This window comes from Bacillus sp. PK6-16 (assembly GCF_056530295.1).
This window is the reverse complement of the sequence record NZ_CP096511.1, coordinates 2,726,720-2,741,467: the sequence shown is the minus strand read 5'-3', so window position 1 is coordinate 2,741,467 and position 14,748 is coordinate 2,726,720. Positions and strand designations below refer to the sequence as shown.

The 14,748-nt window shown below is 31.3% G+C and carries 14 protein-coding genes and 1 pseudogene; 12 read left to right on the top strand and 3 right to left on the bottom strand.

The genetic code is table 11. The annotated features are described in order from the left end of the window. Positions 1-56: 56 nt before the first annotated feature. From M1D66_RS14160 to M1D66_RS14140, 5 genes are all read left to right on the top strand, one after another. Entirely contained in the window at positions 57-1,082 is a 1,026-nt protein-coding gene (locus tag M1D66_RS14160; protein ID WP_242554536.1) for a serine hydrolase domain-containing protein, read from the top strand. 225 nt (positions 1,083-1,307) lie between these two features. Next, positions 1,308-1,940 (top strand): VanZ family protein, encoded by a 633-nt coding sequence (locus M1D66_RS14155; RefSeq protein WP_000281844.1) that lies wholly within the window; start codon positions 1,308-1,310, stop codon positions 1,938-1,940. Positions 1,941-2,071: 131 nt separating this feature from the next. After that, positions 2,072-2,224, top strand: coding sequence for a hypothetical protein (locus tag M1D66_RS14150; protein WP_000353718.1), 153 nt, complete (start codon positions 2,072-2,074; stop codon positions 2,222-2,224). Between the two features lie 58 nt (positions 2,225-2,282). Further along, complete coding sequence (locus M1D66_RS14145; protein WP_000639421.1) at positions 2,283-2,789, top strand: DUF3189 family protein; 507 nt, start codon at positions 2,283-2,285, stop codon at positions 2,787-2,789. A gap of 199 nt (positions 2,790-2,988) precedes the next feature. Continuing rightward, positions 2,989-3,795 (top strand): DegV family protein, encoded by an 807-nt coding sequence (locus M1D66_RS14140; RefSeq protein ID WP_001082413.1) that lies wholly within the window; start codon positions 2,989-2,991, stop codon positions 3,793-3,795. Between the two features lie 165 nt (positions 3,796-3,960). On the opposite strand, the gene M1D66_RS14135 is transcribed toward M1D66_RS14140, so the two are convergent. After that, on the bottom strand, positions 3,961-4,533 hold the full coding sequence (locus M1D66_RS14135) for a DJ-1/PfpI family protein (protein WP_242554535.1): 573 nt from the start codon (positions 4,531-4,533) through the stop codon (positions 3,961-3,963). A 722-nt stretch (positions 4,534-5,255) separates the two neighbouring features. Between M1D66_RS14135 and M1D66_RS14130 the strand changes: the two genes are divergently transcribed. The 4 genes and pseudogenes from M1D66_RS14130 to M1D66_RS14115 all read left to right on the top strand — a co-directional run bounded on the left by M1D66_RS14130 (position 5,256) and on the right by M1D66_RS14115 (position 9,960). Further along, positions 5,256-6,218, top strand: coding sequence for a helix-turn-helix transcriptional regulator (locus M1D66_RS14130; protein ID WP_242554534.1), 963 nt, complete (start codon positions 5,256-5,258; stop codon positions 6,216-6,218). Positions 6,219-6,292: 74 nt separating this feature from the next. Further along, positions 6,293-6,925 (top strand): type 1 glutamine amidotransferase family protein, encoded by a 633-nt coding sequence (locus tag M1D66_RS14125; RefSeq protein ID WP_242554533.1) that lies wholly within the window; start codon positions 6,293-6,295, stop codon positions 6,923-6,925. Between the two features lie 402 nt (positions 6,926-7,327). Beyond that, positions 7,328-8,552 (top strand): annotated as a pseudogene (locus M1D66_RS14120) (methyltransferase domain-containing protein). Between the two features lie 112 nt (positions 8,553-8,664). Further along, on the top strand, positions 8,665-9,960 hold the full coding sequence (locus M1D66_RS14115; protein WP_025687543.1) for an MFS transporter: 1,296 nt from the start codon (positions 8,665-8,667) through the stop codon (positions 9,958-9,960). A 39-nt stretch (positions 9,961-9,999) separates the two neighbouring features. On the opposite strand, the gene M1D66_RS14110 is transcribed toward M1D66_RS14115, so the two are convergent. Continuing rightward, positions 10,000-10,704 (bottom strand): hypothetical protein, encoded by a 705-nt coding sequence (locus tag M1D66_RS14110; protein ID WP_000035355.1) that lies wholly within the window; start codon positions 10,702-10,704, stop codon positions 10,000-10,002. Positions 10,705-11,214: 510 nt separating this feature from the next. On the opposite strand from M1D66_RS14110, the gene M1D66_RS14105 reads away from it, so the two are divergent. The 3 genes from M1D66_RS14105 (at position 11,215) to M1D66_RS14095 (ending at position 14,070) form a co-directional block, all read left to right on the top strand. Then, on the top strand, positions 11,215-12,015 hold the full coding sequence (locus M1D66_RS14105) for a GNAT family N-acetyltransferase (RefSeq protein ID WP_242554532.1): 801 nt from the start codon (positions 11,215-11,217) through the stop codon (positions 12,013-12,015). Between the two features lie 45 nt (positions 12,016-12,060). Further along, positions 12,061-12,939, top strand: a complete 879-nt coding sequence (locus tag M1D66_RS14100) for a glycerophosphodiester phosphodiesterase (RefSeq protein ID WP_242554531.1) — start codon at positions 12,061-12,063, stop codon at positions 12,937-12,939. 285 nt (positions 12,940-13,224) lie between these two features. Further along, a complete protein-coding gene (locus M1D66_RS14095; protein ID WP_242554530.1) occupies positions 13,225-14,070 on the top strand; it encodes a M15 family metallopeptidase in 846 nt (281 codons plus the stop codon). A gap of 133 nt (positions 14,071-14,203) precedes the next feature. Here M1D66_RS14095 and M1D66_RS14090 read toward each other — a convergent pair whose 3' ends face one another. Beyond that, positions 14,204-14,665, bottom strand: coding sequence for a DUF2306 domain-containing protein (locus M1D66_RS14090; protein ID WP_000021744.1), 462 nt, complete (start codon positions 14,663-14,665; stop codon positions 14,204-14,206). Positions 14,666-14,748: the final 83 nt, after the last annotated feature.

The following is a 14,748-nucleotide window of genomic DNA, read 5'->3' as shown; positions in this document are numbered from 1 at the left end:
TATATGGAAAAATTAATAAGAGGAAAGAACAATACCGAAAGATAAGGGTGGTTGTCGTGATAAAAACAAAAGATGAAATTGATAAAATTGTAAAAGAAATACAAAAGAAAATAGATTTCTCTGGAGTAGTTTTAGTAAAAAAAGAAAAAGATTTAGTCTATGAAACAGCATTGGGTTACGCAAACCAAAGTGAATGTATAAACAATACGATACAAACAAGATTTGGCATTGCCTCAGGATGTAAAATCTTCACTGCAATTGGCATCTGTCAACTTGTTGAAAAAGGTGTTATTTCTTTTCATACAAAATTAAAAGATTGTCTAGAGATAAAATTTCCAAACTTCGATGAAGATATTACAATACATCAACTACTAACACATAGTGCTGGTATACCAGATTATTTTGATGAAAGTATTATGGATAACTTCGAAGACCTTTGGAAACAAACACCTATGTATCTATTAAAGAGCGTAAAAGACTTTTTACCATTATTTCAAAACAATAATATGATGTTTGCACCTGGAAATAAGTTTCACTACAACAACGCAGGTTTTATTATACTTGGATTAATAATAGAAGAACAGACGGGACTTAAATTCACGGAGTATATAGAAACAAACATTTTTAATCCTGTTGGTATGAATGATTCTGGCTATTTTTCGTTAGATAGATTACCAAGACATACAGCTCTAGGATATATAAAGGACGAAACCAACCAAAATTGGAGAACAAACGTCTACTCTATACCAATAAAAGGAGGAGCTGATGGAGGTGCATATGTTACTGCACCAGACATGCTGAAATTTTGGGCGGCACTATTTAATAATGAAATTTTAGGAAAGGAATATACAAGGTTACTTTTAACTCCCCACATTCAAGTAAATGATAAACAATCTTACGGATATGGAATATGGATTGAAACACGACAAAACAAGGTATTCAAATATCATGTAATGGGATATGATCCAGGCGTCAGTTTTCGCTCGGCTATATATCCAGAATTAGGAATCACTTTAGTTATTCCATCGAATAAAGGGGCAGGACCCGAAAAATTAATGACAGAAATAGAAAGAGCTTTTTAATTATATGGATATAAAAGAAGAGATACGAAAATAATTTAAACGGCTTCATGCTTGTTTCTGTTTTGAAAAATATTTTAGTTAACGAGGAACCCTATATTCATTTAATAAGGGTTTTTTGTAATTCTGCACAATTACATATAAATATATGGATTTTTAAATAAAAAAACATTACTATATAGTTGTAAATTTTAATTATTACTTCATATGAAAGGATGTGTTAACAATTTGTATATGATCAACGGTAGTTTGTTTATTATTTTAGGGGTTATTTGTTATTTAATTGTACGTGGAATATTAATTGGTACCAAAAATAAAAAATATGTGATTTGGTGGAAAGAACTAGTAAGTTTTTTATTCGTGGTCTACATTTGTATGGTTGTTGCAGTAACTTTATTCCCTTTACCAATCGGTTTTCCTTCTAATATTGAAAATCTGAATCGCTCGGTCAATATAATACCATTTGCATCAATTATTAAAGACATCAATCAAATTGGTAGTGCTTATGATGGAGATGCCCTATTTATGATTGGTCTAATTGTAAGAAATGTAGGCGGGAATATTTTATTATTAATGCCTTTAGGATTTTTAGCACCTATCCTATGGGATAAATATAAGAAATTCAAAAATACAATTTTATTAGGATTTTCTATATCAGCTAGTATTGAATTGCTACAATTAATTGAGTCGTTATTTAGTGGAGTGGGACGTATTACTGATATTGATGATGTGATCTGTAATGTTCTAGGTTCTATTTTTGGATATTGTATTTATAATATCTTTTTAAAAGCCATTAATAAATTTAACATTCGAGTGTTGGGTAAAACTAATTCTAAAGGTATGGAATTAGTTGATAAATAGGAGTTTAAACGAGTTATTAAAGGCGTACGAGTAAAAAGTACGTCTTTTTATTTTTATAAATAATGCTTAAGGCTGATGAGAAGGGGAGAATATAAGCTTTAAAGATAAACAAGTTTATAGGAGGATTCTAAATGGATATTTTACTTGTTGTTCTTATTATTGTTTTGATGCAAAGTAAAGAACGAAAAGTGAAAATAAACCGTATTTGGCTCATTTCGGCTTTGTTGTGGTTTGTAACAATCCAGTCCATGATTCATATGGGACAAATAACATCCCTTGTTTAACATTGCTAAGAACGGTAATACTAATTAACATTGAACTTTTACAACAAGGGATGATAATATGATATACATTTACACAGATTTTGGTGGAACACATACTACCTCACTAGCTGCAGCGTATCATTTAAATAAACTACCAACGGATCGTAAGTTAACGAAAGAAGAAATTTTGAATGTAGATTACTTTAATAAATTGAAAACAGAAGATATGGGAAAAATTATTTTTCATGGAATCGATGAACATGGTCATCCTGTATATACGATTGGATGTGGCGCATCAAAAGTTGTTGTACCAGCGATGAAGCATTTAGGAGAAATCTTGCAAAAACATTATCAAAGCCATGAAAAGATTATATTTTCTAATACATCACCAACAGTGCCTTTACCGATGACTTTCGGTGGGCTGTTTTCTAGAAGGTTCCATATTGATTTTATTGGCGTACCGTTACTCGTATGGGGAGCAAAAATTTGCTGTGATAATATACAAAGGCTTGTTAGTTATACAAAAGAAGCTGGACGATTAACGAATGATTATGTAGTAATTTTAGATAATGAAACTTTTAAATAGTATATGATAAGAAGAAAATCGAGCAAATTCCTTGATTTTCTTTTTTATTTGTGAAATAGACAAGAAATAGTCACATTTAATATGCATCTACTATAGCCAAAACAATAAAGTCCTGTTACTATTACAGGGATATTCTCTTTTCATAACATAAATATATAGAAAAATTAGAAAAGAGGAATTGAATTAAGGGAGGAACAACATGAATCGTGTTGCTTGGATTACTGATAGTACAACTGCGAGTTTTAAAACAGAAGGAGATAACTTTGTTATCCCAATTGAAGTTATTATTGATGGTGTGTCGTACAAAGATTGTGAAGAAGGTGTGCGTGAGCGCGTTTATAATGCTTTGAACGAAGGTAAAACTGTCACTACATCACAGCCTAACATAGGGGAAATGGTAGAGTTATTTTCGAAATGCAAAGAAGAATATGAAGAAGGATTTGCAGTTGCTATTAGCGGAAAAGTAAGTGGAACCTATCAAAATATGAAGTTAGCTGCAGAAATGGCAGGTTTTCCATTAACGGTATTAGACAGTGAAACAACAAGTTATCCAATGGATGAACTAATTAGAAAAGCGAAATCGTTATACAATGATGGTATGACTTTACAAGATATACACAAAACATTAGTAGAGGAAAAAAGAAGACCTTTCCACGTATTCCCGAAAAGTTTAAAAGGCCTTTATGCAAGTGGGCGTGTAAAGGGAGTTCAATTTTTACTTGGAAGTTTATTAAGTGTCAACTTAATATTAGAAGTAAAAGGTGGAGAGCTTTTACTTGAAAAGAAAGTTCGTAAAATCCAAAAATGTCGAGAATATATTAAAAATGAACTTGAAAAAGAATTACCAAAAGTACTTCACATGTTCCATGCTAACGATAAAGCTGGAGCTGAAGAATGGATTGCAGATATTAGACAAGCATTCCCTGAAATGGATTTCAAATTATATCCATTACCAATTTCATTTGCGGTTCATGCAGGTGAAGGTACAATTGCAATTAGTTATTAAGGTAAAACCCGTGAATAGTTCACGGGTTTTTTATTTATAAATGGTGCACGCCATCATCAAGTTGAATTTTTATAGCACTCTAGAACGAAATTTGTGTTAACTTGAAACAAAAATCTTATTTTATCGTTTTGGGGAGCAACCACAATTCCTTGACTTGATTTGAGATTAAAAATATAAACCTTTTCCTACTGGCTGAACAGTTTCTAGTACAATATCAACCATTTCTTTATTAAGTAGGGTCCTTATAATCCAGGCTGAGAGTTCTTGAGCAGCAAAACAACCCGCAGCAGTCGAGATATTTCCTTCGTTTACGAAACTTTGCTCAATAACGTCTACATCAAATTGTTTTAGCTGTTCTACTGCGGATGGATATGTTGTAGCTTTTTTACCAGTTAGTAATTTTTTAGCTCCTAATAGTAGTGAACCAGAGCACATAGATCCTATTAATTGTCTTTGAGGATCTACATGAATGCTATTAATATATTGTTGGTTTTTATATAAATCCTTTACACCTTTACCACTTGCAAATATTACAGCGTCGGCAAAAGGGATATCAGATATGCTTCCTGTCATGGGAATACGCAAGCCAGACATAGATATATGAGTTTCTTCCGTTCCTAAAAGCTGTACATCCCAATCAGAAAGACCACCGACTAAACGTACACGATTTAATAAATCCCATGGTAGAAAAACATCTATATCAGTAAAGTTATCGAAGCAGACTATTGCAATTTTCATTTTCTAACCCTCCACTTATATATATCATTTTATTTATAATATAAACATCTCCTTTTTATGTTCTATATCAAGTTATAAATCCCTGTATATTACACGTATATGAAGGGGGGGAGTGATTTTTTAATTCCTCTAAACATAAAAAGATATAAAATCATTTTCTTGGTTTCTATCGATTTTTTGTACAAAACCAAGACCCGTAGCAACAACTCATATGGTATTGGGGATGAGGATTTTTAAAATTCTCAGGGAAATAGGTGTAATTTATCGCACATACAAATAGAAATAAAAACGTCATCCTTTCTTATAAATTCACAGATAGAAACACGTTTTTCGCTTTTAGGGGGCATTATTTCAGTAGTTTACTAATCTATATATAATATGATTTTTATAATTTCCGTAAAATAATTTTGACGTATTTATTTTTTCAATATAAAATAATGTTCATCCATCCAAATTTAACCAATAGTATATAAAAGATATATCTTTAGTTTCAAGGGGAAAGGTTAATATAAAAGTAAGGAAACTAGTTACGCTTGCAGTACCATTTATGCTATTATACGTGTCAGTTCAATTAACCAGAATTCTTCAAGGCAATTTCAGCAACTGAACGAAATCAGAATGGATATTATTTTTGAAGAAAAAGTTTAAGGAACAATTGATGAGTTATACCGAAAATCGGAAATTTATAATAGAAAATAAGTTTCATATAGAGGTGAGATTATATGCCTAAAATTGACAATATGTTAGCAATTCTTTGGATGCTTCGTTCAGGTGAAAAAATTACTGCAAAACAAATTTCAGAAAAGTTAGAGCTGAATATAAGGACTGTGTATCGTTATATTGATACAATTTCAACTAGTGGAGTACCTATAATTTCAGAACCAGGACATAACGGCGGATACACTTTATTGAACAATTTTATTGAAGCCCCTCTTTTTTTTGATTGTGAGGAGCAAACTTCACTATTTCATGCTGCTGTTTTTGCAGAGGAAGCCGGGTATTATGGAGGTGAAGCATTAAATAGGGCCATTTCAAAACTAAGTAAATACTCAAATCAAGAGCAGGAAACAAAGATAAATCAACATTTAACTAGTCTTGAAGTAATAAGTCGATTAAGTCCGCTCTCTATAGAAACTTTTTTGAAGGAGTTGGAGCAGGCCGTAGCTGATGGGTACTCAGTAAAAATTCTTTACCATAAAAATGGTGAAAAGAAATTAAATTATAGATTGGTCGATCCATACAGAATTATCTATTGGAATAATAAATGGTATGTGATTGGATTTTGTCATCTTAGGAATGATATCCGTAGTTTTAGAGTAGATCGAATTGAAAGTTTAATGTTAACGGAAAATAAGTTTAACCGGCCAGAAAATTTTTCGGCACGGGACTTTTTTATAAAAAGTCTTCTTCCAACTATAGAAGATAAGAAAGATATTATTTCTTTGGTTATTAATGGGGATAAAAATGTATTAGCTGATATTTGCCAACATTGGTTTTTAGGACATTATTTACAAGAACGGACTTCAAATCAAGCTGTTTTTCTTCTTGAAAAAGATATGATACATACCTATGTACCTTATTTACTTTTACCGTACAATAAATCTATTAAAGTTATTGAGCCAATAAGTCTTAAGAAAAGACTTATTGAAGTTCTGTCGGAATTAATAAAATTTCATCAAGTATGATAACTTCCCTGACGTTAACTGTCAGGGAAGTTATATTATAATAGCTATATAAATTGTGATTGGAGTGTTATTGGATGCAAACAAAAAAAGTTTTTCTATATGTATTTAATACAATGTCGGACTGGGAATATGGATATTTAGTTGCTGAACTAAACTCAGGAAGATATTTCAAAAAAGATTTAGCACCTTTAAAAGTAATTACAGTAGGAGCTAATAAAGAAATGATTACTACTATGGGAGGACTGAGCATAAAACCAGATATTTCCCTTGATGAATGTACTCTTGAGAGTAAAGATCTTTTAATTTTACCAGGAGGGACTACTTGGAGCGAAGAAATTCATCAACCTATCTTGGAAAGAATTGGCCAAGCTCTAAAGATTGGCACTATTGTTGCTGCAATTTGTGGTGCAACTGATGCCCTAGCGAATATGGGATACTTGGATACTAGAAAGCATACAAGTAATAACTTAGAATATACTAAAATGGTATGTCCTAACTATAAAGGAGAAAAGTTTTATGAGTTGGGATCTGCGGTATCTGATGCGAATTTAGTTACTGCATCAGGAATAGCTCCTCTGGAATTTGCAAGGGAGGTACTGAAAAAAATAGATGTATTTACACCAGATGCATTACATTCATGGTATAACCTAAATAAGACTCATAAACCTGAATACTTCTTCCAGTTAATGAATTCAATAAAAAAATGAAATAATTAAAAAGCGCAATTTCTCTGTTTTGATTTGCAGAGAAATTGCGCTTTTTAATTTGGAATTCCCTTATCATTGTAAATCGGCATTTTCCTGACGCTCCCCCTATGTAACCTTCTACAGTAATCCTACTCCAACAATTCAATAAAGCGATGCTATAATGTCCGTTTATAGGTACATTTCATTAAGTAGAGAGTAATAAATCTATTTAGGTTTAATAATTTTGATACTGACAATTTAACATACATAAAACCAAAAGTTGCATGCTATATTATTAGGCACAACAATATAAATAATACTATTTGTTTATTCCGTAAATAATGCTGATAAAAAAAGGTGAAAGGATTTTTAAAGATAAAAATAGAAATCTATATAAAAAAATATTTAAATGGTAGGGATATTATGAAAATCGGTAAGTTTGGTGAAGTAAATAACATAAGTATTGATACAATTAGACATTATATGGATCTCAGTCTCATTATTCCTGAAAAAAAAAGGAGGGCACTATTTTTTTGATGAGTATTGTCAAAGAGATTTAGAACTTATATTACATTACAAAGATTTAGGGTTTAGCTTGAATGAAATTAAAGAACTATTTTTTTATAAAAATTTAGCGAAATCTATGAATTACGAAAAAATTACCTTTTACCAATCTTTATTTAAACTAAAATATGACGAAATGGAACAGGAAATAGAACTTTTGGAGAAGAAACGGGATAAATTAAAGGAAGCGTTACATAATTTATCTATAGAAACTGAAATCTCGAGTTCAATTTTAGGGGTAGATTTAAAAGTACTTCATTTATTTAAATGTGTTAAGTGTAACGGAAATTTAATTCTTGAAGATGGGATTATTAATAAGAATCAAATTATTGAAGGAAAGTTAATTTGTAATTGTGGTGAAGAATACGCGATTATTTCAGGGGTTTTAACAGCTGGTAACTTGTTGAAAGCGTATGAAAAGACATCACTTGAAGATTCTATTTCGGATTATATCCATGAAACCGATACTGCTTTTTTGGAAAATGTTCAAAGAGGAGGAGAATGGTCAAAAAAGAAACTAATGCAACTAGATTTAAATGAAAAAATACTACTTGATTTAGGGTCTGGTATTGGGTTCTTTTTACGAAATATTTATGAAGAACTACCGGAAAATTGTTTATATATTGCTGTTGATCGAGATTTGAATAAACTTTTACTTTTAAAAGATGTAATTGAGAGAAGAAATGTGAAAAGAAATATTGTATTTATTTGTGCCGACTTTCTAAACATACCTATTCAGAGTAGTTCTATTGATATTGTAATCGATCAATCAGGTACAAGTAATTATAGTTTTGAACATGAGGAGTTCTTATTGCGCGAATTAAATTCCCTTTTTAAACACAATTGTTATTTATTAAGTTCATTTATTTTATTTAATAAATTTAGTATAAATAGCCAAATTGCACCTAGACTCCGAGGGAATTTTACATCTGCAAAAGTAACGAAAGAAATCCAAAATTTACAGTTTCAATCGATTGATGAAAGCACTTCAAATTATTTAAAAAGAGGCGGAAAGTACGAAGATTTCTTTGTTCAAGGAGAAGAAATTTATACATATTCATTTTTCGGAAAAAGATGGAGTTAACTCCATCTTTTATTTATTTTCCCTTAAAACTTTTCAAATCGTACATATTGCTATTGGGCTGACCCAAGAACTTACAATGTACGTAATACAAAGTTATGCAGGGGGGAAAATGATGGGAAGTTTACGATTACATATAGAAAATAAAAATAGAAACCAAGAACTAAGAAATATTTGTTTATATTCAATTGCAAAAACAGTATCACTATTTGGTAGCTCTATTTATAGTTTCGCATTAGGATTGTATGTATTACAAATAACCGGATCTGCTTTAAATTTCGCGATTACGCTTATTTTAGGAACGATTCCAATGATTGTTATGAATCCATTTGCCGGTGTCATTGCTGATAAGGTTGATAAAAAGAAACTCGTCGTTTGCATGGATGTATTAAGCGGGTGCTTATTAATAACTGTTTATATATTAAGCAACTATTATGGATTAAACTTATTCATTATTTATACTACTACCTTTCTTATGACCGTATTTACAACGTTTTTTGGAATAGGATTAGAGGCCGTAAAACCGAATATGGTTACTAAAGAACGGTTAATGAGTATTAATTCTATAAGTAAAATTATCGATTCTATATCTTTAATTTTAGGGCCTATGTTAGGGGGCATTGTTTTTGCAGTCTTTGATATGAAAACTTTTATAATTATTAACGGTATTTCATTTATCCTTTCGGCTATATCCATATTGTTTATAAACTTTAAATTGTGCGAGCAAAACATAAATGAGGAATGTTCAATTAGAGAAATTAATTTTATTGAAGATATAAAGGAGGGATACTCTTACTTATTGGAGCGGAAAAGCTTAAAAAATACTTTTAGTATTTTAATTTCCCTTAATTTCTTTTTAGGCTTTGCTGTAACCGTTCCGTTGCCATACATTATTAACACAGTTCTCAATCTTAATTCTAAGCAATTTGGTATGATTCAAGGGACTTTTCCGATAGGTATGATAGTTGGTGCAATATTAGTGAAAAAGATAACTGATTGTTATTCTTATTCTTATCTATTGAAAAAAATAAGTTTTATGTTGGCAATTTTTATGATAGTTTCAGGGATACCTGTTTTATTTAAATCTATTGTAGTAAATAATTTGGTATATGTTACTACGTATTGCATGATTATGTTCTTTTTAGGATTTATGATAGCACAAATTGATATTCCTTTAATGTATTTCATGCAAAATGAGATTCCTGAAGAATATAGAGGAAGAGTTCTTAGTATTGGATTAAGCTTAGGTAAAATAATGCAACCAATAGCACTTGCAATATCAGGACTATTATTAAATTTCATTCCAGCCTACACGCTTCCCATTGCAGGGGGGATTGTATTTTTTACTTTGAATAAAATTTTAGCAAATAAGTTTAATTTAGAAATTCATTCAAAAGATTATAGTGTTTAACGTAACTTAAAAAGCGCAGGATTAGCATCCTGCGCTTTTCTATCGTAATTCAGCTGTTTTTCTAATAACAATCTTATCAATATCATCTTCTTCATCACCAATAAATAACCCGCGCTCTTTTAAATACGCTTCAAAATATAAATCTGCTTCTGCACGTTCATCATATGGTTTGACAGATAGAACGAAACCTAATTTGTTTTGTTCTTCTAAATGAGAAGTGGAAATGTATGCCGGTACATTGTGGCGTAAAAAGAGTTCTTTAACCGGAATAATCATATCTTTCATTAATTTCGTTAACATACCCATTTCAAACTCGAAATTAAAGCGATCTATACTAGATAAATCAGCGAATACTACACCGATAAAACCTGTATTAAATACTTCTTGATATTCTACATCTTCGTCATGGCCGCCGTAAAAATTCTTTTCGATTAAATAATTTACAAAATAAGCAACGCCATCACTTTGTTCAAATGGTTTCGTTGAAAGAACAAAGCCAATTTTCTTTTGTTTATGTAAATATACACATGACATGTATGCTGAAATGTTATGTTCTTTAAACAAAGCGCTTGTTGCTCCAGAGAGACCATCTAATACGTGATGAACAATTTGAAGTTTTTTACGAGCGAAATAATAGGATTTCTTTTGTAACTCCAATGTATCAATAAAGACAGAGCCGATAAAGCCTGTATTTGAAATAATAGGTGCTTGCTTTTTTCTTCCTCTGCGCTTTAATGGAGCCATTGTTAAAATCATCCCTTCATGTACGTTTAAAATAAAAAGAACGTTTGTTCGTATAATTATATTTTACTATTAAAACGCTATAAAGTAAAGGGTTTTTGATGAAAATATAACAAAAAAGACACCTTATAAAAGGTGCCTTAAACGCTGTAGGGAATAGGGTTTACCCTAACTATTTATATTATGATACAGAAACAATCTCTTCTGTATCTTCTACATCTAAATGACAGTCCATAGTACGAACATCTTGATCTTCATGACTTCCGAAATAAATAGTAATTTTCATATGTATCGCTCCTTTATTCTAGGAATACCTAAAATAATTACTAGTAATGTTAATATTTATTATATACCACTTTTTTCATTCCGACAACGTTATATCATTTTTAATTATTTTAAACTATAGAGCACAATTTAAAGAGGTACTTTTTATAAAAAAAGGTAAATTTCTAATATGTTATATTTAATATAGAGAGATTCGAGTATTACTTTTTATGAAAAGGAGAACTATTGATGAATTATAAACAATTACTAATAGATAACTTTGCATTTAAAACTTCATATGTTGCGCAATTTGTGCCCGGAATGAGTATAAAAGAAACGAAAGATTATATTGCTGTTGATTGCGGATTACCTGCCGATACATTCAATATCATCACTCTACTGAACAATAATTTAACGGAAGGGGTCGAGAAATTATATAAGGAGGTAGAATACTATAATCAAAAGAAATTTCCAATGAGTGTTTGGTTATGGGATGAGGAGCAAGAGCGGGATATAAAAAGCGAGTTAAATAAAATCGGTTTAAAAGAAGCGGAGCAAAATATTGCGATGGTAGCAGACTTAAAAACAATTTCTCCAACAATACACATGCCAGTAAGTTTTACAATTCAACAAGCATCTTCACCTGGACTAATAAAAAAATTTGGAGAAACGTTAGCTAATCTATTCGGCACATCAGAAGAAGCTATATATGTACAAGCATTCTATAATCAAATTTCTAATCTTGATTTATGGAACAGTGAGAATATGAAACTATTTTTAGGATTTTATGAAGGTGAAATCGTAACTGTTGGTTCATTGATATGTTCAAAAGATAGTATTGGTATTTATGACATCGCAACGAAAGAAGAAATGAGAGGACGAGGATTCGGATCTACTATGTTCAATTTCCTTCTGCAAGAAGCACAAAAATTTAAAAATACGTATTGTGTATTACAAGCTTCAACCGATGGAATCAATATTTATAAAAAATCGGGATTTCAAGCTATCGGCAAAATGACTGTATTGGAAAATCGACATGTAATTGAGTAAATCATTCAAGTTAAATTGTCTTTATATAGGAGCTTATAAATCGTTATGAGAAAGATATATCTCGTTACAATAATTTGTGCCTTTATAATAATAAGTATCTTTGTTTTTCAGAAAATTAATGAACATAAGTATACTAAAGCTATGAATCAATCAAATCATATAAAAAATATCGCACATAGAGGTGCTTCTGCGTTCGCGCCTGAACATACAATAGCAGCATATCGATTAGGCCAACAAATGAATGGAGATTATATAGAAATTGATCTCCAAATGACAAAAGATGGACATTTAGTGGCTATGCATGACGAAACCTTAAACCGTACAACAAATGGTACAGGGCTAGTGAAAGAGCATACATTAGAAGAAGTAAAGCAACTAAATGCAGGTTCTTTTTTTAATGAAAAATATCCGAACTTAGCAAAGAAAGAATTTGAAAATGCAAAAGTCCCAACATTGACAGAAATTATTGAAACGTTTGGGCATAACGCGAACTATTATATCGAAACAAAAACACCTGATGAATATCCAGGAATGGAAGAAAAATTATTAGAAATTATTAATCACTACGAAATACAGGATAAAGTGATTATTCAATCGTTTAGTGAAGAAAGTCTACAAAAGATTCATAGCTTAAATAGTAATATATCCATAGTACAATTATTACCTTATAAAAAAGCAGTTCAATTAACAAAATTAGAGATAGAAAAGTATAAAATGTACTGCATAGGTCTTGGTATGAATTACAAATATATTGATTCAGATTATGTAAAGAAAATAAAGAAAAACGGATTAGAAGTTCATCCATTTACAGTAGATAATGAAAAAGATATGAAAAAGTTACTTTCATGGGGAGTCGATGGGATGTTTACTAATTATCCGGATCGTTTACATTCAATATTATTGGATTGGAAAAGTCATGAATAAGAAGTGTTATTCATGAAGGAAAAATTTACACAACCTGTATATTAGGATTATCAATGCAAGAAGGCATGTAGCATATAAAAAGAAAATATCAAAAACCGCAACTTGAAGACTTAGGTTGTGGTTTTTTTATTGCTTCGATTTCAACTTACAAAGTTTGAAGCTAGAAGTAAAAACCTTTTTAGCTGAATTGGCTTCCTATGTATTTGTACTTCGTATCGTTCTAGGTATATGTACAACCCGTGAGACGAGTTTTGCATAGGATAATAGAAAAGGAGATGTTGCATATTGAAATACCACAATAGAAATGTAAGTAATCTGAATAAATTAGCGGATAATACGAAAGCTGCAGCTTTTAAGTGGTATCAGTACTGTATCGACAATGGAATTGAAGTATTAATTTATGAAACAATCCGTACGGTCGAGCAACAACGTGAATATGTTCGTAAAGGAGCATCACAAACGATGCGCTCATATCACTTAGTAGGACAGGCATTAGATTTTGTTCCAATTCAGTCGAATGGTACAGAAGATTGGAATGGCTATAATAAAGAACCGTGGGCATCAGCAATTCGTTATGCTAAACAAATTGGCTTTGAATGGGGCGGTGACTGGAAAGGATTTGTGGATAGCGCGCATTTGCAATATAACTACAAAGGATATGGAACGGATACTTTTGGAAAAGGTGCTCAAAACGTAGTGACTCCTCCCCCGTCGAATGATAGTGTAGGGATTGCTTATATTAACGGTAGTAATGTAAATTTACGAAAAGGACCTGGTACTGGATATGGCGTTATTCGTCAATTAGGGAAAGGAGAGTCCTACAAAGTATTTGGACAATCAAATGGTTGGTTAAATCTCGGTGGCGATCAGTGGATTTATAACGATCCATCATATATTCGTTATACGGGAGGAAATGTACCAACACCTTCACAATCATCAAACGAGGGTGTAGGTGTAGTTACTATAATCGCTGATGTATTGCGTGTTCGTACCGGCCCAGGAACAAATTACGGCATTGTGAAAAACGTGTATCAAGGTGAAAAATATCAATCATTTGGATATAAAGATGGTTGGTATAATGTTGGTGGAAATCAATGGGTTTCTGGTGAATATGTTACGTTTGTAAAGTAAAAATAAGAGCCGTCCTGTTGGGCGGCATTTTATTTTAAATATTCATAGGGCGAGCACTCATGATATCATTCGTGATACATAGAGTATAATTTTTCATTCTAATAATCAGAAAGTAATCAAAATGTAATTAATTTCAACTACGCTTTTTATATTTTTTTGATACACTGGCTACAAGGGGGATACCAATTAAGGTGGGTAAAAACCAAAACCATATTGGCGGAAGTAAATTTATAATGGGAATATGGATGCCGACATTTACTAAAAGTGCGGTGACTGCACCTATATAAGAACCTAACATACCTCTAATGTGGTGATGGAGCCAATTTTTCCAACGTTTTTTTCGTGCAAGGTATCCATAAATCGCAAATGAATAAGAGAAGATTGCTACATAAAATAAATATGCGATTTTATCCCAGTTGATAATGGATAATATTATTGCCGTAAGGGTAATGACAACATAGGATGCATGATATATTTCGCCCCATTCGGTATGTTTTCCTTTCTTCTTTTGGGCAACCATCGCTACAATACCAGTGATTAAGCATATTGTTCCAAATAGGATGTGTATGGTTAAAAGAATGTTAAAAATGCTCATAATAATTCCTCCTTTTTTATTTTTATAGTATTGCAGTATAGGAGAAAAGTTGAAAAATATAGTTAGTTCGGCTTAATATATTG